Consider the following 25261-nt stretch of genomic DNA (forward strand, 5'->3'; position numbering starts at 1 on the left):
TGGACGGCTGTCTCCCGTCAGGGCATGTACTGTCCGCCGTTCACCTCGATCACCTGGCCCGTGACATAGCCCGAAAGCTGCTCCGAGGCGAGATAGAGGAAGGCGCCCACGCATTCGTCCGGGGTGCCGATGCGCGCCATCGGGATGCCGGCGCGGAACGATTCGAGCATCGCGGGCGTCGAGAAGCGGTCCTGGAACGGCGTCTGGATCACGCCGGGCGCCACCGCGTTCACACGGATCTTGTCGCCCACGAGTTCCCTGGCGAGCCCGTGCGTGGCGGTGCTCACGAAACCCTTGGAGCCCGCGTAGAGGTAGGCGCCCGGTCCGCCGCCGGTGCGTGCCGCGACCGAGGTCACGTTGATGATGTTGCCGCCGCCGTGGCCGCGCATCACCGGAACCACCTCGCGCGCAAACGCGAGCACGGAACGCGCGTTGATGTGCATCACCTCGTCGAACAGCGCGTCGTCGAACTCGGCGATCGGCACCCGCTTCACCAGGCTGCCGGCGTTGTTCACCAGCACGTCGATGCGGCCGAAGCGCGACGCGGTCTGCTTGACGCATTCGCGGATCGCGGCCGTGTCGCGCACGTCGGCCTGGAGCGCGAAGGCGTCGCCGCCGGCCGCGCGGATGGTCTCGACGACCTGGTTGGCGGCGTCGGCCGAGCTGTTGTAGTGCACCGCCACGCGCATGCCGCGCGCCGCGAATGCAATGGCCACCGCGGCGCCGATGCCGGTGCTGGCACCGGTGACGAGTGCGGTCTTGCCCTTGAGATCTTCCATGGTGTTTCCTTTCGGGGTCAGGTCACGGGAGCCGGGTTGAACAGCACCAGTGCGTTGTGAAGCTTCCACTGCTCGGCCCAGGTTTTCTTCCTGCCGCTGGCCACGTCGAGCATCAGGCGGAACATCTCCCAGCCCACGTCCTCGATGGTGGCATCGCCGTCGGCGATGCGGCCCGCGTTCACGTCCATCAGGTCATGCCAGCGGCGCGCCAGGTCGCTGCGCGTTGCGACCTTGATCACCGGCACCTCGGCCAGGCCATAGGGCGTGCCGCGCCCGGTGGTGAACACATGCAGGGTCATGCCCGCGGCCAGCTGCAGCGTGCCGCAGATGAAATCGCTGGCTGGCGTGGCGGTATAGAGCAGGCCCTTCTGCCGGGCTTTCTCGCCCGGCGGGACCACGCCGGAGATCGGCGCGCTGCCGCTCTTGACGATCGAGCCCATGGCTTTCTCGACGATGTTGGAGAGCCCGCCCTTCTTGTTGCCCGGCGTGGTGTTGGCGCTGCGGTCGACGCGGCCGCGGTCCAGGTAGGCGTCGTACCAGGCCATCTCGCGGATCATGGCTTCGGCCACCTCGGGCGTGGTGGCGCGCGAAGTGAGCTGGTCGATGCCGTCGCGCACCTCGGTCACTTCCGAGAACATCACGGTGGCGCCGGCGCGCACCAGCAGGTCGGTGCAAAAGCCCACGGCCGGGTTGGCCGTGACGCCCGAGAAGGCATCGCTGCCGCCGCACTGCACGCCCACCACCAGCTCGCTCGCGGGCACGGTCTCGCGCCGCCGCGCATTGAGCCGCTCCAGGTGCTCCTCGGCCTGCCGCATGATCGAATCGATCATCGACATGAAGCCCACGTGCGCGTCGTCCTGCAGGCACACCACGTCGAGCCTGGCATTGGCCGTCTCGCCGATGTCGGCCACGTTGCGCTCGTCCACCAGCGCAATGCTGCCCGGCGGCAGCAGGCGCTCGGGCTGCAGCTTTTCGCAGCCCAGGCTGATGACCATCACCTCGCCGCCGAAGTTCGGGTTGAGGCTGATGTTGCGCAGCGTGCGGATCGGGATGACCGCGTCGGGCGCGTCGATGGCCACGCCGCAGCCGTAGCTGTGCGACAGGCCCACCACATCGTCGACGTGGGGGTACTTGGGCAGCAGCTCGGCCTTGATCCGCTGCACCGCGAAATCGACCACGCCCGCCACGCACTGCACCGTCTGCGTGATCGCGAGGATGTTGCGCGTGCCCACCGATCCGTCGAGGTTGCGATAGCCCTCGAAGGTGTAGCCCTCCAGCGGCGGTTGCGCGGGCGGCTTCACGGTGGCGATGGGCAGGCCTTCGAGCTCGCGCGCCGCGGGCATCCGGAGCAGGCGCTCGTGCACCCAGCTGCCGCGCGGAATGGCCTTCAGCGCATAGCCGATCACCACGTTGTAGCGCACGACCGCATCGCCTTCGGCCAGGTCGGCCAGCGCGACCTTGTGGCCCTGCGGCACGTTGTCGACCAGCACCAGGCCGTCGGCAAAGGCGGCGCCGGCCTTCAGGCCGCCATCGTTGGCCACGATGGCGACGTTGTCCGCCGCGTGCATGTGGATGCGGTGCGGCGGGCGCACTGCGGAGGAAGGGGACACTGATGAGTCGGCCATCGAAACGAACTCCACGTTGCTTGTGTTTGCCGTCACTTGACCGCGTTGACGAGGTCCGGCAGCCACATCGAGAACGCCGGAACGTAGGTCACGAGCATCAGGCAGATCAAGAGGGCACCATAGAACGGCCAGATCGACCGCATCACCTGCCCGACCGATACCCCTCCGATCGCACAGCCTATGAACTGCGTGGTGCCCACCGGCGGCGTGTTGAGGCCCAGGGCGCAATTGATCAGCATGACGATGCCGAACTGCACCGGGCTCATGCCGAACTGCATCGCGATGGGCAGGAAGATGGGCGTGCAGATCAGGATCGTCGCGGCCATGTCCAGGAAGGTGCCGAGCACGAACAGCAGCACGTTGATCATCAGGAAGATGACCCACGGATCGCTCGAGACGCTGGTCATGAGCTCGCCGGTCTTCTGCGGCACTTCGTACAGCGCCATGAAGTAGCCGAAGGCCGACGAGATTCCGATCAGCAGCAGCACCACGCCGGTCGTCTTGCAAGCCTTGGCGCAGGCCTTGAAGAAGTCCTTGCGGCTGAGCGAGCGGTAGACGAACACGGTCACGCCCAGGGCCCAGAGCACCGCCGTCGCGGCCGACTCGGTGGCGGTGAACACGCCCGACAGGATGCCCACGAGGATGATCGCCACGATCATCAGGCCCGGCAGCGCGCCGATGAAGGCCGCGAGCACTTCGCCCCAGCCGGGAAACGCGCCGCGAATCGGGTAGCCGCGGCGGATGGCCACGTAGTAGGCCGCGCCCAGGTTGCACAGCGTGAGGATCAGCGCGGGAATCAGGCCCGCGAGAATCAGGCTCAGCACGCTGACCGATGCGATGCCGGTGGTTGCGAGCGTGAAGATGATCAGGTTGTGCGACGTGGGCATCAGTGCGCCCACCAGGGCCGCGTGCGTCGTCACGTTGACGGCGTAGTCGGCGTCGTAGCCTTCCTTCTTCATCAGCGGGATCATCACCGAGCCCATGGCCGAGACGTCGGCCACCGGAGAGCCGGCCACGCCGCCGAACAGCGTGCAGCCGATCACGTTGCTCATGCCGAGGCCGCCGCGCACGTGGCCCACCAGGCTGTTGGCAAAGCGCACGATGCGCTGGGCGATACCGCCGTAGAGCATCAGCTCCCCGGCGAACACGAAGAACGGGATCGCCAGGAACGAGAAGATCTGCATGCCGCCGACCATCTTCTGGAACACCACCGCAACGGGCAGGCCCGCATAGAGCACGGTGGCGACCGAGGCCAGGCCGATCGAGAACGCGACCGGCACGCCCAGCACCAGCAGCACCAGGAAAACGAGGGAGAGGACAGTCAGTTCCACGCGGGCACCACTTCTTCATCGCGCAGCAGGGCGACGATATGTTCAATCGAAAAAAGCACGATCAGGAGGCCCGCGATCACGAGCGCCAGGTAGTCGAGCCCCACCGGAATGCCCATCATGGGCTTGATGTCGCTCCACTTGAGCGTGGTCCAGACCCAGCCGCTCCAGGTCATGATCCCGCCGAAGAGCGCGACCAGTGCATGAATCAGGATCTCGATCTTCAGGCGCAGCGATTCGGGAAGCAGCACCACCAGCGAATCGAGCCCGATGTGGCCCGCATCGCGCACGCCCACGGCAACGCCCAGCGCGGTGACATACAGCACCAGCTGCAGCGCGAGCCCTTCGGCCCAGGTCGGCGTGTCGTTGAACACATAGCGGCCGACCACCTGGTATTGGACGCACACGATGATGGTGATGAGCATCGCCACGGCGAGCATCAGGCTGGCCTTGGACAGGAACGCGCAAAAGCGCGAATACGCGTGGTCGGACGGCGGGCGTCCGTGCGGATCGACCAGGTCTTCGAGTTCGACCGGCACGCCGGTCGCCATCGTGTCTACCGCGGGGACGGTAAGAGTCATGGGAATTTCCCTGAATTTGGGTGAAAGGGCCCTCCCCGGAAGCGGGAGGGCCGGGGCGCGTTACTTGTTGTCCTGAACGGCCTTGACGAGGCGCTGCAGATCGGGCGTCGAGATGAACTTCGTGTACACCGGGGTCATGGCCGAGCGGAACGATGCCTTGTCGACGTCGGCAACGATCTGGGCGCCGCCCTTGGTCACCACTTCGAGCGACTTGGCTTCCTGCTCGTCCCACTTCTTGCGCTGGAACGCGACCGATTCCTTGGCCGTGGCGCGGAACAGGTCCTGGTCGGCCTTGGGCAGCTTGTCGTAGACGGCCTTCGACATCACCAGCATTTCAGGCGCCATCGAGTGCTCGGTGCGCGAATAGAACTTCACCGCTTCGTAGTGCTTGAAGCCGTCGTACGAAGGAATGTTGTTTTCAGCTGCGTCGATGAGGCCGGTCTTGAGCGCGGTGAACACTTCGCCGGCGGGCATCGGCGTGGCGTTGGCGCCCATGGCGCTCACCAGCGCAACCCACAGGTCGGACTGCTGCACGCGGATCTTGAGGCCCTTGGCATCGGCCAGCGTCTTGACCGGCTTCTTGGCGTAGATCGAACGCGCGCCGCTGTCGTAGAAGGCCAGGCCGACCAGGCCTTCATGCTCGCAGCCCTTGAGGATCTCTTCGCCGATGGGGCCGTCGAGCGACTTGCGCATGTGCGCGATCGAGTCGAACAGGAAGGGCATCGTCGGCACCAGCGTCTTGGGGCAGATCGAATTCAGGGCGCTGATGTTGACGCGGTTCATCTCGAGCGCGCCGATCTTCACCTGGTCGAGCGTTTCTTTCTCGCTGCCGAGCGCGCTCTTGTTGAACACCTTGATCTTGTACTTGCCGTTGCTGCGCTTCTCCAGCAGTTCGCTCATGTGCTTGACGGCTGCGACCGTGGGGTAGTCGTCGCTGTTGTGCACGTCGGCCGAACGGAACTCGACCGCATTCGCTGCCATGGCCAGGGCGCCGACGGCCAGCGCGATGAGGTGGCGGGTGTATTTCATTTGTCTTCCTCTTGGGGGTTGGTGGTTGAAAGCAATCAGAAACGGCATTCGGGTTCCGGCAGCCCCTGGACACCCGGGCGCAGCGCAAAGACGCCGCCCGCCAGCGGCTGGTCGGACAGGTCGCCGCCGGGGCGGATCGAGGTCACGTAGAGCGTGTCGAGCGTCGGACCGCCAAAGGCGCACATCGCGGGCTTCTTCACCGGCACGGCCAGCGAACGGTCGAGCCGCCCGTCCGGCGTGAAGCGGTGCACGAGCCCGGCGTCGTTGCCGCAGATCCAGTAGCAGCCGTCGGCATCGACGGCTGCGCCGTCGGGGCGTCCCGGCAGCGGCTTCATGTCGACGAACACGCGCCGGCCGTGCGGCGTACCGGTATCGGTGTCGTAGTCGAAAGCCCAGATGGTCTGCACCGCCGGGTGCGAATCCGAGAGGTACATGGTCTTGCCGTCGGGGCTGAAGGCGAGGCCGTTCGGAACGATCATGCGGTCGAACTGCGCGCGCAGCGCGACCTCCGCGTTGACGTCGCCCTGGTAGCGGTAGACGCGGCCGACCTCGTGGGCTGCCGCCATGTCCATCTGCATGGTGCCGGCCCAGAAGCGGCCCTGCCGGTCGCAGCGGCCGTCGTTGAAGCGCATGCCGCGCTCCGCATGGACAGCGCCGGCGACCGGGCTTGCGGCCAGCGTGCCGTCGTCGCGCGTGGCGATGGCGAAGAGGCCGCTTTCCATGCCCGCGATCCATTCGCCCGGGTGGCCCGCGCGCGGCGCGATGCAGGCCAGCATCTCGTCGCCGGTCCACGAGCGGTGCGCGCCCGTGGCGGCGTGCCAGCGGTGCAGTTGCCGTGCCGGAATGTCGACCCAGTAGAGCGCCTGCTCTTCGGCGCGCCAGACCGGGCTTTCGCCGGTCGCGCACTGCACATCGAGGACGAGTTCGGCCTGCATGCCGGTGGTCATTGGTCGCCGAACGGGCCCTGCGCCGTGAACGCGCCGCCCTGGTAGATGGCGTTGGGATCGGTCGGCGCCACGGGAGGCTGGGCCTCGACCTTGTCGCGGAACACTTCGGAGCTGTCTTGCGGCACGAAGCCCAGGTGCGCCGCCGCGCTGTTGTCCCACCACAGGTCGCGATTGGCCGACATGCCGTAGACGACGGTGTGCTTCACGTCCGGCGTGAAGATCGACTTCTCCATCAGCGTGGTGAGGTCGCGGTAGCTGAGCCAGGTGCTCATCATCCGGCGGTTGAGCGGCTCGGGGAACGAGGAGCCGATGCGGATGCTCACCGTCTCGATGCCATAGCGGTCGTAGTAGAACTGCGCGACGTCTTCGCCGAACGACTTGGACAGGCCGTAGTAGCCGTCGGGGCGGCGCGGCACGGCGGCATCGAGCCGCTCGTCCTGCTTGTAGAAGCCGATCACGTGGTTCGAGCTTGCGAACACCACGCGCTTCACGCCATGGCGGCGGGCGGCTTCATAGATGTGGAACACGCCCTTGATGTTGGCTTCGAGGATTTCCTCGAACGGGCGCTCGACCGAGACGCCGCCAAGGTGCACGATGGCGTCGCAGCCCTCGACCAGCGCATGGACCGCGGCCTTGTCGGACAGGTTGCAAGGCACCACCTCCTCGTGCGCGCCCTCGGAAGGCGCGAGCGCGGCGATGTCGGAAAGGCGCAGGATCGCGGCATAGGGGCGCAGGCGTTCGCGCAGCACCTTGCCCAGGCCGCCGGCCGCGCCGGTCAGGAGAATCCGATGGAGCTTGTTGTGCGAGGCTTGTGGAGTCGTCGACATATGTGAGCGTTCAATGGTTGGTTCTGGCGCGCTGGAGGCCCACCTGCACCAGCCGGCCCGCGGACCCGAGGCGGCCTCGTCGGGGCAGGGGAGTCGTCCGACCGGCGGCGGTCCAAATAACCGGCCGGCGGATAGAACAGCACTGGCGAAGGTTTAAAGTGATAAGTTATCTGTTGTCGTACAACTAAGAGGGGATTATTATCGTGACCATGGTCCAAACGGCTACGGGTAATCCCTCAATTTCTGGCGCGTCAACCGAAGTCGGAGGCGGCGGCTCCTTCGTGGGACGCCCGCGTCCGCGCGGTCTCGCCCATGGCCTGGTGGAAGACCTGGGCGAGAAGATCCGCTCCCAGTCGCTGCGCCCGGGCGACAAGCTGCCCACCGAATCGGCCATCATGAAAACCTTCGGCGTGAGCCGCACGGTGGTGCGCGAGGCGCTGTCGAAGCTGCAGGCCGCCGGGCTGGTCGAAACGCACCATGGCGTCGGCACCTTCGTGCTGCAGCCGCGCGCGGCGGGCATGTTCCGGCTCGATTCGGCCGACATCGCCACCTCGGTGGACGTGCTGGCCGTGCTGGAGCTGCGCATCAGCCTGGAGACCGAGTCCGCCGGGCTGGCCGCCACGCGCCGCACTGAAGAGAACCTGCTGGCCATGCGCCAGGCGCTCGACGATTTCGAGCGCAACGTGGCGGTAGCGGGGGACACCGTGGCGCCCGATTTCCGCTTTCACCTGCAGATCGCCCAGGCCACCGGCAACCCGTATTTCGCGGACATCATGAGCCACCTGGGCACCACGATCATTCCGCGCACGCGCATCACGGCCATTCGCAACTACGACCGGCGCGGTGAATACCTGAGCCGCGTGAACCGGGAGCATGAAGAGATCTATGCGGCCATCGCGCGCCGCGATCCGGAGTCGGCCCGCGCGGCCATGCGCATCCACCTGACCAACAGCCGCGAGCGGCTGCGCCTGGCGCAGGAAGCGGCCCAGCAGGCCGCCGCCAAGACGCCGCCCGCAACCACCTGAGAGAAATTTCGGGTGCGACGCTGGACAAGCGTCATCTGTAGTTGTACGATGACTGACAACACAACCCTGCAGGAGACCTGAATGAGCTTGAAACGACGTGACCTGATGCTCGGCGCCCTGGGCGGCGGCGTGCTGGCCGCCGGCGGTGTGCATGCCGCCGACGCCTGGCCCACCAAGCCGCTGCGCATCGTGGTGCCGTACCCGCCGGGCGGTTCGTCCGACATCATCGCGCGCTCCATCAGCCAGCCGCTGTCGGAAGCGCTCGGCCAGCCGGTCATCGTCGAGAACAAGCCGGGCGCCAACGGCAACCTCGGCGCCGATTTCGTCGCCAAGTCCAAGCCCGATGGCTACACGCTGCTGCTGTGCGACGTCGGCGCGCTGGCCATCAGCCCCTCGGTCTACACGCGCCTGCCTTTCGATCCTTCGAAAGACCTGCGCGGCGTGACGATGCTGGCCTATTCGCCGCACCTGCTGGTGGTGCATCCGTCGGTCCAGGCCAACAGCCTGAAGGAACTGATCGCGCTGTCGAAGAAGTCGGAAATCAATTTCGCCGTCACCGCCACGGGCAGCGCGCCGCACCTTGCCGGCGTGGCGCTCGAGCGCGCCAGCGGCGCACGCTGGCAATACGTGCCCTACAAGGGCGGCGTGCAGGCGGTGCAAGACACGGTTGCCGGCCAGACCCAGATTCTCATGAACGGCATGCTGGCCACCTTGCCGCACGTGCAAAGCGGCAAGCTCAAGGTGCTCGGCGTTTCCAAGTCGACGCGCATGCCGCTTATCGGCAACGTGCCCACCATCGCGGAGCAGGGCGTTCCGGGGTTCGAGTCGGGCACCTGGCAGGGCATCAGGGTTGCCAAGGGCACGCCCGATGCGATCGTGCAGCGCCTCAACAAGGAACTCATCACCGTCATTCGCGCCGCCGACATCCGCTCGCGCCTTGCAGGGCAGGGTGCCGAAGTGGTGACCATGGCGCCGGCCGAGGAAGAGCAGTTCTTCAGCAAGGAACGCGCACGCTGGGCCAAGGTAGTGGCAGATGCCGGCATCAAGCTGGATTAAGAAGCTCTCCGTCGTCTTCGCGCATTTCAAATCAGATCATTTCTCCCCTTCAACCCACTTGTCCATTGGTGCCTCGATGAACCCTCAAGAACTTAAATCCATCATGGGCTCCGGCCTGCTCTCGTTCCCGTTGACCGACTTCGACGCGAACGGCGATTTCAACCGCAAGGGCTACGAGAAGCGTCTCGAATGGCTCGCGCCCTATGGCGCCAGCGCGCTGTTCGCGGCCGGCGGCACGGGTGAATTCTTCTCGCTCACCGGCGACGAGTACCCCGGCATCATCCAGAGCGCGGTCGACACCTGCCGCGGCGTGGTGCCGATCATTGCCGGCGCCGGCGGCCCGACGCGCTTCGCGATCCAGTGCGCACAGGCGGCCGAGAAGGCCGGCGCGCACGGCATCCTGCTGCTGCCGCACTACCTCACAGAAGCCGGCCAGGAAGGCCTGGCCGCGCACGTGGAAGCGGTGTGCAAGAGCGTGAAGTTCGGCGTCATCGTCTACAACCGCGCCGCCAGCCGCCTCAAACCCGACACGCTGGCCGGCCTGGCCGAGCGCAATCCGAACCTCGTCGGCTTCAAGGACGGCGTCGGCGACATCGAAGCCATGGTCGCCATCTACCAGAAGATGGGCGACCGCTTCGCCTACCTGGGCGGCCTGCCCACGGCCGAGGTCTATGCAGCGGCCTACAAGGCCCTCGGCACGCCGGTGTACTCGTCGGCCGTGTTCAACTTCATCCCGAAGACCGCGGTGCAGTTCTACGAAGCCGTGCGCGACGACGACATGGCCACCCAGCATCGGCTGCTGAAGAACTTCTTCATGCCCTACCTCGAGCTGCGCAACCGCACGCCGGGCTACGCCGTGAGCATCGTCAAGGCCGGCGCCAAGATCGTCGGCCACGATGCCGGCCCGGTGCGCGCGCCGCTGACCGACCTGAAGCCTGCCGAGATGGAACAGCTCAAGGTGCTGATCGACGCGCTCGGCCCGCAGTAACCGCACCTGCCACCAGCAACAACAACGGAGACAACACGGCATGCTCATGAAAAAGCTTCTTCTCATCGCCGCCTCGGCGGTCCTGTTCAGCGGCTGCGCGATGGTTCCGGCCAGCGGTGGCGCTTCGGCCGAGCCGGCGGTGGCCGCGGCCGCCGAGCGCCTGCGCATCGCGATGATCGACCCGACACCGGCCGCCCTGGGCGCACTGGTGTCCGACGACCTGAGCTACGGCCATTCGGGCGGCAAGGTCGACACCAAGGCCAGCTTCATCGCGGACCTGGTGGCCGGCAGGTCGGACTTCGTGTCCATCACGATCACCGAGCAGACCGTCAAGGTGGTGGACGGCCAGACGGCCATCGTGCGCCACACGCTCGCGGCCGACACGCTCGATTCGGGCAAGCCCGGCAAGGTGGCGCTGAAGATTCTCGGCATCTGGCAGAAGCAGGGCGGCGACTGGAAGCTGCTGGCCCGCCAGGCCGTGAGAATCTAGCCACTGCATCTCCAGGTTCGCGCAAATGACACTTTCATCCGCCTCCACTTCCTCCGTCTCCGGCGCGCCGGTCGTCACCGGCATGCGCGTGGTTCCCGTCGCGGGCCACGACAGCATGCTGATGAACCTGAGCGGCGCGCACGGCCCGTTCTTCACGCGCAACCTGCTGATCCTGACCGACAGCGCGGGCCACACCGGCGTCGGCGAAGTGCCGGGCGGCGAGAAGATCCGCCAGACCCTGGAGGATGCGCGCGACCTCATCGTGGGCCAGCCCCTGGGCAAGCACCACGCGGTGCTCAACAGCATGCGCAGTGCCTTCGCCAACCGCGACAGCGGCGGCCGGGGCCAGCAGACCTTCGACCTGCGCGTGACCATCCATGCGGTCACGGCCGTCGAGGCGGCGCTGCTCGACCTGCTGGGCCAGCACCTCGAAGTGCCGGTGGCCGCATTGCTGGGCGAAGGCCAGCAGCGCGACGCGGTGCAGATGCTGGGCTACCTGTTCTACGTGGGCGACCGCAACAAGACCGATCTGCCGTACGAGACCGATCCCGGTGCGGACAACGACTGGTTCCGCCTGCGCCATGAAGAAGCGATGACGCCCGAAGCCATCGTGCGGCTGGCCGAGGCCACGCATGCGCGCTACGGCTTCACCGACTTCAAGCTCAAGGGCGGCGTGCTGCGCGGCGAGGAAGAGGTCGAGGCCATCCGCGCGCTGCACGAGCGCTTTCCGGACGCGCGCGTCACGCTGGATCCGAATGGCGGCTGGCTGCTGGCCGACGCGATCCGCCTGTGCCGCGACCTGCATGGCGTGATGGCCTATGCCGAAGACCCCTGCGGCGCCGAAGGCGTGTTCTCCGGCCGCGAGGTGATGGCCGAGTTCCGGCGCGCCACGGGCCTGCCGACGGCCACCAACATGGTGGCCACCGATTGGCGCGAGATGGTGCACAGCCTCTCGCTGCAATCGGTCGACATTCCGCTGGCCGATCCGCACTTCTGGACGATGCAGGGCTCGGTGCGCGTGGCGCAGCTGTGCCAGGCCTGGGGCCTGACCTGGGGATCGCACTCCAACAACCACTTCGATGTGTCGTTGGCGATGTTCACGCACGTGGCGGCCGCGGCGCCGGGCAAGGTCACGGCCATCGACACGCACTGGATCTGGCAGGACGGCCAACGCCTCACGAAGGCACCGCTGCAGATCGAAGGCGGCTACGTGAAGGTGCCCACGCGCGGCGGACTGGGCGTGGAGCTCGACATGGACGAGGTCGAGAAGGCGCACCAGCTGTACCTGAAGCACGGCCTCGGCGCGCGCAACGACGCGCAGGCCATGCAATACCTGATCCCCGGATGGACTTTCGACAACAAGAAACCCTGCATGGTCCGTTGAAGGTTTAGTCTCTTCACGTTTCGATTTTCCGCAGCCGGACACGCAGTGCTCCGGCTTCTTTCTTTCCATCGAGCAGCAAGGAATATCAGTGCAAAACCACGACAACCTGATCAACGGCGAATGGCGCGCCGGCGCCAGCTACAGCCCCAACGTCAACCCCAGCAACCTTGGCGACGTGCTGGGCCACTACGCCCAGGGCAGCGCCGCCGACGTCCAAGCCGCCGTGGCCGCCGCCACTGCCGCCTTCCCCGCCTGGGCCACCGGCAGCATCCAGGCGCGCTCCGACGCCCTGGACAAGATCGGCACCGAGATCCTCGCGCGCAAGGAAGAACTGGGCACCCTGCTTGCGCGCGAAGAAGGCAAGACGCGCGCCGAAGGCATCGGCGAAGCCACCCGCGCCGGCCAGATCTTCAAGTTCTTCGCCGGCGAGTGCCTGCGCCTGTCGGGCGAACTGCTGCCCTCGGTGCGCCCCCACATCGGCGTGGAGATCACCCGCGAGCCCGTGGGCGTGGTGGGCCTCATCACCCCGTGGAACTTCCCCATCGCCATTCCGGCCTGGAAGATCGCCCCGGCCCTGGCCTTCGGCAACTGCGTGGTCCTGAAGCCCGCGGACCTCGTGCCCGGCTGCGCCTGGGCCTTGTCCGAGATCATCCACCGCTCGGGCATCCCCGCGGGCGTGTTCAACCTGGTGATGGGCCGCGGCAGCGTCATCGGCAACGCCCTGGTCGAGCATCCTGGCATCCACGCCATCAGCTTCACGGGTTCCGTGGGCGTGGGGCGCAACATCGCCGTGCAGTGCGTCACCAACCACAAGAAGGTGCAGCTGGAGATGGGCGGCAAGAACCCGCAGGTGATCCTGGACGACGCCGACCTGGCCCAGGCGGTGGAGCTGAGCGTGCAAAGCGCCTTCTACTCCACCGGCCAGCGCTGCACGGCGTCCAGCCGGCTGATCGTGACCGAGGGCATCTATCCGAAGTTCATCGAGGCGATGAAGACGCGCATGGCCAGGATCAAGGTGGGCGATGCGCTGGCGCAGGGCACGGACATCGGGCCGGTGTCGTCCAGGTCGCAGCTGGACCAGGACCTGGAGTACGTGGCCATCGGCCGGGGCGAAGGGGCCACGCTGGCCGCGGGCGGCGAGCTGCTGAAGCTGGAGACGGACGGCTACTACATGTCGCCGGCGCTTTTCAGCGAATCGGCCGCGGCGATGCGCATCAACAAGGAGGAGATCTTCGGGCCGGTGGCGAGCGTGATCCGGGTGAAGGACTATGAAGAAGCGCTGGCCACGGCCAACGACACGGAGTTCGGCCTGTCGGCAGGGATCGCGACCACGAGCCTGAAGCATGCGACGCACTTCAAGCGCCACAGCCAGGCGGGCATGGTGATGGTGAACCTGCCCACGGCGGGGGTGGACTATCACGTGCCGTTCGGCGGGCGCAAGGGTTCGAGCTACGGGCCGCGGGAGCAGGGCAAGTATGCGCAGGAGTTCTTCACCACGGTGAAGACGGCTTATACGCTGGCTTGATGTTCTGCTGGCCGGGCGCGCCGCGCCCGGCCGTTCGTTTCAGCGAACCCTGCGCGCCAGCGAGCGCCGCAGCCCCAGTGCGAGCAGCACGCCGCACACGCCCGCCACCGCAACGATGGCGGCCGCCGCGGGCCAGCCCGCCGCGTCCACCGCGCCCCCGACCACCACCGGGCCGATCATCTGGCCCAGGTTGCTCCCCAGCATGAGCAGCCCCATCGACATCGGTGCCAGCCGCTCGCTCGGCGCCACGAGGGCGGAGGTGCCGATCAGCGTCGCCGGCAGCAGGCCGCCCGCGCCCGAAAACGCCAGGCACAGCGCAAAGGCCGGCACCGCACCCAGCACCGGCAGGAAGATGCCGAGCGCCGCGAGGCCCATCAAGGCGCTTGCGGACGCCGCCAGCAGCCAGCGCGGCGCGCCGCGCCCGAGCAGCACGCCGGCCACCAGATTGCCCGCCACGTTGACGCAGCAGGCCACCGCACTCAGCGATCCGGCCATCGCCGTCCCCACGCCCATGCGCTCGATCAGCAGCACCGGCAGGAAGCTGAAGAGCGCGAAGAACTGCAGGCTGTAGACCACGAACGACGCCGAGATCAGCGCCGGCGCACCGGCTTTCAGCGTGGCGGCTGCGTCGCGCGCCATGCCGCGCCACGACACGAGCGCCTCGCGGCCGAGCGGGCCGCGCGGAACGCCCATTGCCAACAGCATCGCGAGCACTGCGGAAAGCGCGGCATTGCCGAGCCAGAAGCCTCGCCACTCTTCGAGCAGCGAGCCGCTGAACAGCGCCATCGCAATCCCCGCGGGCATGAAGCAGCTCCAGATCGCGAAGGCCAGGTCCTTGCCGCCCGGCGCAACCATGCGCCGCAGCACCGAGGGACCGGCAATGGTGATCAGCACGAAACCCAGGCCTTCGACGATGCGGCTGGCCAGCAGCACCGCAACGCCGTTCGCGATGGCGCCGGCCGCACTGCCCATGGCTATGGCCAACAGGCCGGCCACCAACAGGCGCCTGTCGCCGGCACGCGCGACCCATGCGCCGACAGGCACGGCGCCAATCACGCCCAGCAGCGAGAACATCGCCATCAGCCATCCGACCATCGAGAGATCGAGGCCGAAGTCCGCGCGCAACTGCGGCACCGCGATGGCGACCTTGCCGACCTGAAGGGAAGCGGCCACGCCGGCGGCAACGACCAGCGCCACGCCGCACCAGTGCGTCGAGGAAGGGGGGAGGGACGGCGCCGAGGACGGCGCGCCGGCCATTTCGAATTGCTTTTGCATGCCGCCACTTTGCGGCGGATGCCCGATCGATGAAAGCGAATAATATCGACCGACCCAATCGATTGAAGTGATCATGCTGGACATCCTCACACTGAGCCAGATGCAGATGTTCGTCGCGGTGGCGGACGCCGGGAGCTTTCGCGCCGGCGCCGCCCGGCTGCACCGCGTGCAATCGGCCGTGAGCCATGCCATCGCGAACCTGGAAGAGCAGCTGCAGGTGCGGCTTTTCGACCGCTCGGGCCACAAGCCGGTGCTCACGCCCACGGGCAAGGCGCTGCTGGGCGACGTGAGGGTCATCCTGTCGAAGGTCGAGGCCTTGCGCTCGCGTGCGCACGGGCTGGAGCAGGGCATCGAACTCGGGCTGGCACTGGCGGTGGACACGCTCTTTCCGCCGGCCATGGTGGCCAATGCCCTGCGCGGGATGCATGCGGTGTATCCGGACATCGCGATACGCATCGAATACAGCTCGATGGGCGGCACCATCGATGCGCTGACCTCGGGGCGATGCGATCTCGCGGTTGCGGCCTTCGGCCATGCCGATGAAAAGATCAGCCGCGAATTCCTGATGCAGCTTCATACGGTGGCCGTCGCCGCGCCGTCGCATGCGCTCTCGGCGCATGCAGGGCGGCAAGGCGGCGCGGGCCTGGATGCCGCCCTGGCGGAGCAGGTGCAGATCGTGGTGGAAGACCCGAGCATGCTGAGCCAGGGCTACGACATCGACGTGCTCTCGCCCGCGACCTGGCGCGTGACCGACATGTACATCAAGCTCGAACTGCTGCGCACCGGCCTCGGATGGGGAAAGATGCCGGCATGGCTGGTGGCCGGCGACCTGGCCGCCGGCACGCTGGTGCGGCTGCCGGTGAGCCGCATCGGACCCGGCGGCGGAACGGAACAGCCGTCGTACTTCTGCCACCGCGCCGACCAGGCGCTCGGCGCCGGCGCCACGCTGCTGCGCGACTGCCTCATTGCGGAAGTGCAGACGGCGGCGCTGTCCGGCGGCGGCGCAACAGCATCTCGAGCAGTTCGAAGATCCCCTCGCTCAACAGCGCCAGCGCCGCGGCCGGCAGCGCGCCCGCCAGCAGCAGCTCGCGGTCGTTGAGCGCCAGCCCCGTCACGATGCGCTCGCCGAAGCCTCCGGCCCCGATGAAGGCCGCGATGGTCGCGGTGCCGATGGCAATGGCCGTGGCGGTCCGCACTCCCGCCAGCAGCGTGGGGAGCGCCAGCGGCAGCAGCACCAGCCGAAGGCTTTGCGGCGGCGTCATGCCCAGGGCAGTGCCGGCCATGCGCAGCCCGTTCGGCACTTCGGCCAGGCCGGTCACCGTGTTGCGCATGATCGGCAGCAGCGAATAGAGCGTGAGCGCAATCAGCGCGGGCAGCGCACCGATCGCGCCGAGCAGCGAGATCAGCACCGCCAGCAATGCGAGCGACGGCACGGTCTGCAGGATGCTGGCGATGCCGAGCACCAGCGCGCGCAGCCGCACGTGCGCAAACACGAGGATCGCGAGCGGCACGCCGAGCAGGATCGCAATGCCCACCGACACCACCACCAGCAGCAGATGCTGCCGTGCGAGCTGCCAGAGATCGGGGCCGAACAGCTTGGCTGCGAACCCCCGCCTCGGTTCCCGGGGCTGCGCCTTGCCACCCGCGTTGGCCAGGAAGTCGCGCGCAATCGCGTCGAAGGGCACGCTTTGCAACTCGGCGCGCGCATTCATCGCGATCATCGCTTTTTCGTCGATGCGGCCTTCGAGCGCCTGCAGCGCGGCCCATGCCTTCGGCAGCCGCGCCGGCAGGTCGAGCCGGTAAAGCACCACGGCGTCATAACGGGGAAAGTACTTCCTGTCGTCTTCCAGCACGCGCAGGCCGAGGTGGTCGATCTTGGCATCGGTGGTGTAGATGTCGATCGCATCGATCTGCTTCGCGGCCATGGCTTCATAGGCCAGGCCGTGGTCGAGGCCGGTCGGCGCCTGCGTGAAGCCGTAGCGCGCGGCCAGGCCCTTCCAGCCGTCGGCGCGGCCGATGAACTCGTTCGAGAGGCCGAGCTTGAGTTCGGGGTGCCTGGCCAGGTCGCTGAGCGTGCGCAGGCCGAGGCGTTCGGCATCCGCCGCCCGCACCGCCAGCGCATAGCCGTCATTGAAGCCGAGCGGAATGGCCACCCCCAGGCCCAGCGGCGCCAGCGCCGCATTCATCGCCTCGCGCGTCTCCGCCGGCGAACCCTTGAGGATCTCGAGGGCGATGGTGCCGGTGTATTCGGCATAAAGGTCGATCGCACCCGAGCGCAGCGCTTCGTAGACGATGGCGGTGTTGCCCAGCCCCTGCCGCAGCACGGGCGGCGACGGGGTGTGCGGCGCTGCCGTCTGCGCCAGCAGCTCGGCCAGGATGTACGACTCGGTGAAGCGCTTGGACCCGACGCGCAGCGTGCCCTCGCCGGGTTGCGCCGATGCCGCGGCGCCGAGCCAGGCCAGGGTGAGCAGCAGCAGGGCGCTGCGAAGGATGCGATGGGGCAGGTGCATCGGGGGCCAGTGTATAGACATCGCCCCCGTGGGCGCACCCGCCAATCTCCTACAACCCCTGGTGCGGGCTACCGATGCTTCGTGGATGAGATCTCACCCATCATTGCCGCCATGAAGAAGAAACCCGAGCGCCAGCCAGACCCCGACGTGCACGGCCTGCGCGAACTTCCGGGCCTCAGGGTGGAGGGCTACAGCCTGCAGCTGCGCGACAAGGACGGCTTTGTCGGCGACCAGGCCAGCCAGACGGCGTTCAGGGAATTGCTCGAACGCTGGCGCAAGCGCCGCCGCAAGACCGGCACCGATCCGCTGGGCAAGCAACATTCGCGCGACCTCAGCAAGAAGCAGCTGGACCGCGTGCTGCGCGAGCCCTCGGACGCGGGCGACCTGATGCACGGCGCCATCGAGGAATTCGCCGAGGAACTGGCCTTCGTGATCCAGCGTTTCACGCGGCAGCCCTCATGGAAGAAGGTGGAGCGCATCGTGGTGGGCGGCGGTTTCATCGAAAGCGACGTGGGCGAGCGCGCCATCCTTCAGACCGCGGCCATCCTCGAGGACATGGGCGTGCACGTGCAGCTCGGCCGGCTCTCGCACGACGTCGACGACGGCGGCCTGATCGGCTGGGTCCACCTCACGCCGAAGGACATGCTGAAAAAGCACGACGCCATCCTGGCCGTGGACATCGGCGGCACCAACGTGCGTTGCGGCATCGTCAAGACTCGCCGGCGCAAGGCGTCGGACCTGTCGCTGGCCAGGGTGGTGCGGCGCGAGAAATGGCGCCATGCGGACGACGGCCCGAACCGCACCGACATGGTCGAGCGGATCGCGCTGATGCTGGAGGACATGGTCCGCTATTGCGAGCGCAAGGACATCAGCCTGGCGCCCTTCATCGGCATTGCATGCCCGGGCCTGATCCGCAAGGACGGTTCGATCGAGCGCGGCACGCAGAACCTGCCGGGTGACTGGCAGAGCCGCGCGTTCCACCTGCCCAGCGCGCTGTGGCAGCGCATGCCGATGATCGGCTCCGGCCCGACGCTGATCCTCATGCACAACGACGCGGTGGTGCAGGGCCTGAGCGAGCTGCCGTTCATGCGCGATGTTTCGCACTGGGGCGTGCTGACCATCGGCACCGGCCTTGGCAACGCGAGCTTCACCAACACCTTCTAGCCCCGGTGCCGCGGCGGCCCCGGACGGCGCGGCACCGCCGAGCGCCTTGTAGATTGCCACCAGGCCGACCGCCATGCGGCTCGCGCTCTGCACCTGGTCGCGCCGCGCCTGCAGCAGCGTGCGGCGGGCGTCGAGCTCGACGCCGAAATCCGTCAGCCCGTTCGCATAGCGCGCATGCGCCAGCGTGAGCGCGTCGCGGCTGTTGCGCTCGCGCTCGACCAGCTCCGCATGGCGCTGGCGCTCGGCCGTGTAGGCGCTCAGCGCCGAATCGATCTCGTGCCACGCCTTGAGCACCGCCTGCTGGAAAGCCACCGCGGCCTCCTGCTGCTGCAGCTCGCGCAGGGTCACGGTGCTGCGGCGACGTCCGTGGTCGAAGATCGGCAGGCTGATCGAAGGGCCGACGTGCCATTGGCGGCTGCCCCATTCGCCGAACCGCTCGCTGCCGGCCGATTCGAAGCCGAAGCCCGCACCGAGCGTCACGCGCGGGTAGAGGTCGGCCACGGCCACGCCGATGCGGGCGGTGGCGGCATGCAGTTGCGCCTCCGCTGCGGCAATGTCGGGGCGACGGCGCACGAGGTCCGAAGGCAGCCCGAGGGCGAGGTCGGGCAGTTGCGGCGCGGCCAGCGCCTGGCGCGTGTCGATCGTTCCGTCCGAAGGCGGCTCGGCGAGTTCGGCGTTCAGCGCGCCCGGCAACGCGCCGGCCAGCAGCGTGATCTGGTTCATGGCCTGCGCTTCCTGCTGCAACAGCATCGGAAGGCGCGCCTTGAGCTCGGCCAGCTGCGTGCGCTGGCGCGTGGGGTCGAGGTCGGCCACCAGGCCGCCGTCGGCACGGGCCTGCACCAGCTCGAGCGCTTCGGCCGCGGCCGCGACGTCGGCGCGCGCCAGCCGCAGCTCGCGCTGCGCGCCGCGCAACTCGAAGTAGCTGCGCGCCACCTCGGCCTGCACGCTCTGCTGCGCCTGCCGCAACAACGCGGCCGAGGCGCCGGAGTCCGCATCGGCGGCCTCGATGCTGCGCCGCACGCGGCCCCACAGGTCGATTTCCCATGATGCATCGAAGCCGGCCTGGTAGAGGTTGTAGGGCTCGCTCAGATTGCGGATCAGCTGGTCGCGGTTGGCCACCGACGAACCCAGCGCATCGATCATGCGTGTGGCGGCGCCGGTTTCGCTTTGCCGCTGCCGGTTGATGCCGCCGCTGGCGCCGAGCTGCGGTCCCTGCTGCGATGCCGCCGCGGTGCGCTGGACGCGGCTTTGCGCAAAGCGCAGCGCGGCGGTCTGGAGGTCATGGTTGGCCTGCAGCGATAGCGCGAGCAGGCGGTCGAGCAGCGGATCGCCGAAGGCTTTCCAGTCGCCGGACGGGGTGCCCACGGGCGCGGCATTCCGCTCGGGCCCGAGCAGTGCCGGCGAGCCGCCGTGCCCTGCAGACCAATCCGCCGGCGCCGGCGCTTGCGCAGGCCGGTGGTCCGGCCCCACGGCACAACCGGCGAGAAGGAGCATGAGCGCGGAACAGGAAACGAGGAGGCGTGAGGCAGGCATGGGAAGCTCCGGGGTTCAGGCCAGGCGATGGCGAAACAGCCAGGCTGCCAGCGGCAGCGTGACGATGGCGATGATGGAAAGCGGAACGAGGTCGTGCCACACCGTGCCCAGGCCCACGCCCTCCAGGTACACGCGCTGCACCAGGTCGATGGCAAAGCGCAGCGGGTTGGCCATGGTGATCGACTGCAGCACCTGCGGCATGTTGCGCACCGGCGTGGTCAGGCCCGACAGCAGCATCATCGGCATCAGCAGCACGAAGGTGTAGAGCATGGCCTGCTGCATGTTGGCCGACACCGCGGAGATCGACAGGCCGATGCCCACGCTGGCCACGGTGAAGAAGACCAGCCCGGTGTAGAGCGTGGCCAGCGAGCCCGCCATCGGAATGCCGAACCAGAACAGCGCCACCAGCAGGATGAGCGTCGATTGCGCAAGGCCGACCAGCACCGGCGGCAGTGCCTTGCCGATCATGATTTCGAGCGGCGACATCGGCGTGACCAGCAGCTGGTCGAAGGTGCCTTGCTCGCGCTCGCGTGCCACCGAGAGCGCGGTGAGCAGCAGCGTCTGCAGCATGCTGAGCGCCGCGATCAGGCCGGGCAGCAGGTTCCACCGTGTTTCGAGGTTTGGGTTGAACCAGGCACGCGACTCGATGGTGAGCGGGTTCGGCGGCGCGCCGGCGCGCGTGCGCAGCTCGGCGTTGTACCGCTCGACCACCGCGCTCACGTAGCCGGCCGCAGAACCTGCGGTGTTGGAGTTGCGCGCATCCAGGATCAGCTGGACGGCCGCGGGCTGGCCCGCGCTGAGCTGCTGCTCGAAGTTGGGCGCAATCTGGATCACCAGCAGCGCCTCTTCGGTGTCGATCACCTCGCGGATGTCGGCCTGCGTGCGCAGCGTGGCCACGCGATGGAAGACGCCGGTGCTGTCCAGGTGTGCGATGAGTTCGGTCGATGCGCCCGTGCGGCTCTGGTCGAGCAACGCATAGGGCACGTTCGAGAGGTCGTAGGTGGCGCCGTAGCCGAAGATCAGGCTCTGCATGATGGCCGGCACGAACAGGATCACGCGGCTTGCCGGATCCTTGAAGATGGCGAGCAGCTCTTTCCGGCAGAGGTTCGCGATGCGCAGCAGGAAGTCGGTCATGGCAGCGGGTCCTTCAGTCGAGGCTCTTGCGCGTGACGGCGCGGGCCAGCAAAAGCAGCCCCACCGCATAGGCGGTCAGGATCGCGCAGTTGCGCCAGATCAGCGGCCAGACGTCGCCCGCAAGGAACAGCGTCTTGATCAGGTCCATGAAATAGGTGGCCGGCAGCACGTGGCCGATCACGCGCACGGCGGTGGGCACGTTGCGCAGGTCGAACAGGAAGCCCGACAGCATCATCGACGGCATGAAGGTCGCGATCAGTGCCACCTGGCTGGCAAGGAACTGGTTGCGCGTGACCGACGAGATCACCAATCCCAGGCTCACCGCCACGATCAGGTAGAGCATCGAGCTGAGCACCACCACGAGCAGCGAGCCGTGCATCGGCACTGCAAAGAGAAAGCGCGCAGCCAGAAGGCACAGCGCCAGACCCAGCATGCCGACCGCGAAGTACGGAATGATCTTGGCCAGCAGTATTTCCACCGGCCGCACCGGCGTGACGAACAACGCCTCGAGCGTGCCGCGCTCCCATTCGCGGGCCATGACCAGCGCGGTGAGAAAGGCGCCGACCAGGGTCATGATCAGCACGATGAGACCTGGCACGAGGTACCAGGTGCTGGTGTTCGCGGCGTTGAACCACATGCGCTGCTCCACGGTCACGCGGCCCGTTGCGGGAGCGTCCGCGCCGCCGGCCCTGCCGCCGCGATCGGCCCGGCGCACGGCCGCCTGCGCGAGGGCGCCGCTCACATAAGCCTGGATGATGGACGCGCGCCCGGCGTCCGCCCCGTGAACGATGAGCTGCACGCGCGCGTTGCCCGCAGCGAGCGAACGGCTGAAATCGGAGGGCACGCGCACGATGCCGTCGATCTTGCGTTCCCGCATCAGGGCCTCGGCGTCGTGCATGGAGGCCAGCAGCACGGGCGCGATGGTCGGCGAGAGCTGCAGGCCCGCAATGGCTTCGTGCGCCGTGGGCGAGGGGTCTTCGAGCACCACCCCCACCGGCGCGTTCTTCACGTCGAGCGACATGCCGTAGCCGAAGATCAGGATCAGCACCATCGGCAGCAGGATGCCGATGGCCAGGTTGCTGCGGTCGCGCAGCAGCTGGCGGAATTCCTTGCGCGTGAGCGAGACCAGCCGCAACCAGAATTTCGCGTTCATTGCACGGCCTTTGCTTGCGTCGAGGATTTCCTGCCTTGCGTGCGCGCCTTCTCGACGATGCCGATGAAGGCCTGTTCCATGTCGATGCGCCTTTCGCCTTCCTCTCCGTCGAGCGCCTGCAGGCGCACTTCACGCGGCGTGCCGATGGCCAGTACCTTGCCCGCATCCTGGATCACGATGCGGTCGCAGTATTCGGCCTCTTCCATGAAGTGCGTCGTGATGACGATGGTGGTGCCGCCTTCGGCCAGCGCCGTGATGCGGCGCCAGAACTCGCGCCGCGCCAGCGGGTCGGCGCCGCTGGTCGGCTCGTCCAGGAACAGGATCTCGGGCTCGTGCAGCAGGCCGGTCGCCATCGCCAGGCGCTGCTTGTAGCCGCCGGGCAGCTGTCCGCTGGGCGCGTCGAGTTCACGTCCCAGGTCGAACTGCCTCAGCACGGTGTCCATGCGTTCGCGCAGCCTGTCTCCGCGCAGCCCGTAGGCGCCGCCGAAGAACGAGAGGTTCTCGCGCACCGTGAGGTTGCCGTAGAGCGCGAACTTCTGCGACACGTAGCCGATGCGCTGGCGGGCTTGCGCGCGGGCATGGCGCAGGTCGACGCCGGCCACGCGCAGCTGTCCGCCGCTCGCAGGCAGCAGTCCGCAGAGCATGCGGAAGGTGGTGGTCTTGCCCGCGCCGTTGGGGCCGAGCAGGCCGAAGATCTCGCCGCGCCGCACCGAAAAGCTGGTGCTCGCCACGGCCACGAAATCGCCGAATCGGCGCACCAGGTCTTTCACCTCGATGACGATTTCACCGGGCTGTCCCTTGGCAGTTGCAGGGCCCGGGGGCGCGGCCGGCGCCATGTCTGTGGGAGCACCCCGCTGCGTGCGCAGCAGCATCATGAAACCGTCTTCGAGGCGAGGCGGCACCGGCTCGGCGCGTGCGCCCGCCAGCAGTGCGGCAAGCGCCGCGTCGGTCGCGCCCTGGCGGCGGATGAAGTGCACCTCGCCGCCGTGCGGCACGGCGTCGACGATGTCCTGGTGCGCGTCGAGCAGGCGGGCCTGCATCCAACGCGGCGCCTCGCCGGCCGGCGGCGTGGCGACGAAGCACAGGCCCTCCGCGCGGCCACGGATCTCGGCTGGCGTGCCCTCGGCGATCAACTGGCCTTCCTGCAGCACGAACACCTGGCTGCAGCGCTCGGCTTCGTCGAGGTATGCGGTGCTCACGATGACCGAGAGCTTTTCGTCGTCGACCAGCTGCTGCACGATCTGCCAGAGCTCGCGCCGCGAGAGCGGATCGACGCCCACCGTGGGCTCGTCGAGCAGCAGCAGGTCGGGCGAACGCACCAGCGCGCAGGCCAGGCCGAGTTTCTGCTTCATGCCGCCGGAGAGTTTGCCCGCCGGACGAGCGGTGAAGCGGCCGAGGTCGGTCATTTCCATCAGGCGCGCATAGCGCTCGCGGCGTTTTCCGGCAGAAACCCCGTGCAGGTCGGCGTAGAGGTCGAGGTTCTCCTGCACGCTCAGGTCTTCATAGAGCCCGAAGCGCTGGGGCATGTAGCTGATGCGGTCCTGCACCGCTTGAGGGTCGGCGGACACGTCGATGCCGAGCACGCGCAGTTCGCCCTCGTCGGCGCGCATCAGGCCGGCCATGAGGCGCAGCAGCGTGGTCTTGCCCGCGCCGTCGGGTCCGACCAGCGCGGTGAGCGTGCCTGCCGCCACGTCGAGCGACACGCCGCCGAGTGCGCGCACCACCTGCTTCGAGGCCTTGGCGACGAAGCGCTTGTGCAGGGAGCGGGCGGCCACGGCGGGCCCGGTGGCATGCATCAGGGCTTGCCGGTGGATGCGGGGGCGGCGAGCTGCAGCCGCACGGTGGCCGGCATGCCGAGCCGCAGGCGGTCTTCCCTGTCGTCGACCATGACGCGGATCTCGTAGACCAGGCTGCTGCGCAGCTCCTCGGTCTGCACCGTCTTGGGCGTGAACTCGGCCACCGACGAGATGTAGCCCACCTTGCCCATGATCGGCTGGCCGGGCTGGCTGTCGGTGGTCACGCGGGCTTCCTGGCCGGGTTGGACGCGGCCGAGGTCGGGCTCGGCCACATAGGCGCGCACCCACTTGGGATCGGTGATCGCGAGCGTGAAGGCCGGGCGCTGCGGAGAAGCCATGTCGCCGGGCTCGAGCAGGCGGGCGCGCACCACGGCGTCGATGGGGGCCTTGAGCTCGGCCTCGGCCAGCTGGTGGTTCATGAGCGCGAGGTCGGCGCGCGCGGATTCGAGCTGGGCCTGCGCCTGCGCGATGTCTTCCTTGCGCGGGCCGGCGACGGCGAGCTGCTGCGCCCTGCGCACGTTGTCCAGCTGCGCCAGCGCCACCTTGCGGCGGGCCTGGGCGCTGTCCAGGTCCTGCTGGCTCACGGCGCGGCCGGCGGTGGTCTGGCCGATGGACTGCAGGCGCGCGAGCTGCTGCTGCGCAAGGTCGGCATCGGCCTGCGCCGCGGCCACCTGGGCGCCGGCCTGCGCGAGTTCCTCGGGGCGGCTGCCGGTCTTCAGGCGCAGCAGCGCCTGCTCCTGCACGCCGATGCGCGCCTGCGACTGCGCCACGCGCAGCGCGAGCGACCGGGTGTCCAGCCTTCCGAGCAGCTGCCCGGCCCGCACACGGTCACCCTCGCGCACCGCGAGTTCGGCGACGCGCTCGTTGGCGTTGAAGGCCAGCGAGACCTGGCGCAGGTCGACGTTGCCGTACAGCACGAGCTGGCTGGACGGCTCGGCCGAACGATGCGCGTACCACCAGCCACCTGCGGCGGCGGCCAGCACCAGGACGGCGGCGGCAATGAGGGGTTTCTTGTTCATGAGAGGCGGGCTCCTGCCGGGTTCCAGATCGGGAGAGGCCCGGATCTTATCAAATTCAAATTTGAATTTGAAGTATTTTTTCAATTCGATTAA

20 protein-coding genes and 2 pseudogenes are annotated in these 25261 nt (G+C 68.0%); 8 read left to right on the forward strand and 14 right to left on the reverse strand.

Translation table 11 applies throughout. The annotated features are described in order from the left end of the window. Positions 1–17: 17 nt before the first annotated feature. From ABID97_RS10320 to ABID97_RS10350, 7 genes are all read right to left on the reverse strand, one after another. A complete protein-coding gene (locus tag ABID97_RS10320) occupies positions 18–779 on the reverse strand; it encodes an SDR family NAD(P)-dependent oxidoreductase (protein WP_354398407.1) in 762 nt (253 codons plus the stop codon). A 17-nt stretch (positions 780–796) separates the two neighbouring features. Then, positions 797–2404 (reverse strand): galactarate dehydratase, encoded by a 1608-nt coding sequence (garD, locus tag ABID97_RS10325; protein ID WP_354398408.1) that lies wholly within the window; start codon positions 2402–2404, stop codon positions 797–799. 32 nt (positions 2405–2436) lie between these two features. Further along, positions 2437–3735: a TRAP transporter large permease gene (locus tag ABID97_RS10330; RefSeq protein WP_354398409.1), complete on the reverse strand. Its 1299-nt coding sequence runs from the start codon at positions 3733–3735 to the stop codon at positions 2437–2439. After that, complete coding sequence (locus ABID97_RS10335) at positions 3726–4172, reverse strand: TRAP transporter small permease (RefSeq protein WP_354401726.1); 447 nt, start codon at positions 4170–4172, stop codon at positions 3726–3728. Before ABID97_RS10335 ends, ABID97_RS10330 begins: the two co-directional genes overlap by 10 nt. A gap of 201 nt (positions 4173–4373) precedes the next feature. Beyond that, entirely contained in the window at positions 4374–5342 is a 969-nt protein-coding gene (locus ABID97_RS10340) for a TRAP transporter substrate-binding protein (protein WP_354398410.1), read from the reverse strand. A gap of 35 nt (positions 5343–5377) precedes the next feature. Continuing rightward, positions 5378–6277: an SMP-30/gluconolactonase/LRE family protein gene (locus ABID97_RS10345; RefSeq protein WP_354398411.1), complete on the reverse strand. Its 900-nt coding sequence runs from the start codon at positions 6275–6277 to the stop codon at positions 5378–5380. Between the two features lie 8 nt (positions 6278–6285). After that, positions 6286–7116, reverse strand: a complete 831-nt coding sequence (locus ABID97_RS10350) for an NAD-dependent epimerase/dehydratase family protein (protein WP_354398412.1) — start codon at positions 7114–7116, stop codon at positions 6286–6288. Positions 7117–7325: 209 nt separating this feature from the next. Between ABID97_RS10350 and ABID97_RS10355 the strand changes: the two genes are divergently transcribed. The 6 genes from ABID97_RS10355 to ABID97_RS10380 all read left to right on the forward strand — a co-directional run bounded on the left by ABID97_RS10355 (position 7326) and on the right by ABID97_RS10380 (position 13584). After that, entirely contained in the window at positions 7326–8141 is an 816-nt protein-coding gene (locus ABID97_RS10355) for a FadR/GntR family transcriptional regulator (protein ID WP_354401727.1), read from the forward strand. 81 nt (positions 8142–8222) lie between these two features. Beyond that, positions 8223–9197, forward strand: a complete 975-nt coding sequence (locus ABID97_RS10360) for a Bug family tripartite tricarboxylate transporter substrate binding protein (RefSeq protein ID WP_354398413.1) — start codon at positions 8223–8225, stop codon at positions 9195–9197. Positions 9198–9273: 76 nt separating this feature from the next. Next, a complete protein-coding gene (gene kdgD, locus ABID97_RS10365; RefSeq protein WP_354398414.1) occupies positions 9274–10185 on the forward strand; it encodes a 5-dehydro-4-deoxyglucarate dehydratase in 912 nt (303 codons plus the stop codon). 40 nt (positions 10186–10225) lie between these two features. Continuing rightward, positions 10226–10675, forward strand: coding sequence for a nuclear transport factor 2 family protein (locus tag ABID97_RS10370; protein WP_354398415.1), 450 nt, complete (start codon positions 10226–10228; stop codon positions 10673–10675). A 25-nt stretch (positions 10676–10700) separates the two neighbouring features. Then, a complete protein-coding gene (gudD, locus tag ABID97_RS10375; RefSeq protein ID WP_354398416.1) occupies positions 10701–12059 on the forward strand; it encodes a glucarate dehydratase in 1359 nt (452 codons plus the stop codon). An 88-nt stretch (positions 12060–12147) separates the two neighbouring features. Continuing rightward, entirely contained in the window at positions 12148–13584 is a 1437-nt protein-coding gene (locus tag ABID97_RS10380) for an aldehyde dehydrogenase family protein (RefSeq protein ID WP_354398344.1), read from the forward strand. A gap of 39 nt (positions 13585–13623) precedes the next feature. Here ABID97_RS10380 and ABID97_RS10385 read toward each other — a convergent pair whose 3' ends face one another. Continuing rightward, positions 13624–14859: an MFS transporter gene (locus tag ABID97_RS10385; protein WP_354398417.1), complete on the reverse strand. Its 1236-nt coding sequence runs from the start codon at positions 14857–14859 to the stop codon at positions 13624–13626. A gap of 100 nt (positions 14860–14959) precedes the next feature. On the opposite strand from ABID97_RS10385, the pseudogene ABID97_RS10390 reads away from it, so the two are divergent. Further along, positions 14960–15772: pseudogene (locus ABID97_RS10390) on the forward strand (LysR family transcriptional regulator); the annotation flags it as partial. A 49-nt stretch (positions 15773–15821) separates the two neighbouring features. On the opposite strand, the gene ABID97_RS10395 reads toward ABID97_RS10390, so the two are convergent. Beyond that, the gene (locus ABID97_RS10395) at positions 15822–17369 is read right to left on the reverse strand and encodes an ABC transporter permease/substrate-binding protein (RefSeq protein WP_354398418.1); all 1548 of its coding nucleotides are present in this window, start codon (positions 17367–17369) and stop codon (positions 15822–15824) included. Positions 17370–17480: 111 nt separating this feature from the next. Here ABID97_RS10395 and ABID97_RS10400 point away from each other — a divergent pair, with 111 nt between their 5' ends. Continuing rightward, positions 17481–18533 (forward strand): ROK family protein, encoded by a 1053-nt coding sequence (locus tag ABID97_RS10400; protein WP_354398419.1) that lies wholly within the window; start codon positions 17481–17483, stop codon positions 18531–18533. Positions 18534–18626: 93 nt separating this feature from the next. Here ABID97_RS10400 and ABID97_RS10405 read toward each other — a convergent pair. The 5 genes and pseudogenes from ABID97_RS10405 to ABID97_RS10425 form a co-directional block, all read right to left on the reverse strand. Continuing rightward, positions 18627–20066: pseudogene (locus ABID97_RS10405) on the reverse strand (efflux transporter outer membrane subunit); the annotation flags it as partial. Between the two features lie 15 nt (positions 20067–20081). Next, on the reverse strand, positions 20082–21200 hold the full coding sequence (locus ABID97_RS10410; protein WP_354398420.1) for an ABC transporter permease: 1119 nt from the start codon (positions 21198–21200) through the stop codon (positions 20082–20084). 13 nt (positions 21201–21213) lie between these two features. Then, entirely contained in the window at positions 21214–22353 is a 1140-nt protein-coding gene (locus ABID97_RS10415) for an ABC transporter permease (RefSeq protein WP_354398421.1), read from the reverse strand. Next, complete coding sequence (locus ABID97_RS10420; RefSeq protein WP_354398422.1) at positions 22350–24149, reverse strand: ATP-binding cassette domain-containing protein; 1800 nt, start codon at positions 24147–24149, stop codon at positions 22350–22352. Before ABID97_RS10420 ends, ABID97_RS10415 begins: the two co-directional genes overlap by 4 nt. Beyond that, positions 24149–25168, reverse strand: coding sequence for an HlyD family secretion protein (locus ABID97_RS10425; RefSeq protein WP_354398423.1), 1020 nt, complete (start codon positions 25166–25168; stop codon positions 24149–24151). The genes ABID97_RS10420 and ABID97_RS10425 overlap by 1 nt, the downstream gene beginning before the upstream one ends. Positions 25169–25261: the final 93 nt, after the last annotated feature.

The sequence above is a fragment of the Variovorax sp. OAS795 genome (genome assembly GCF_040546685.1).
Classification (GTDB): Bacteria; Pseudomonadota; Gammaproteobacteria; order Burkholderiales; family Burkholderiaceae_C; genus Variovorax.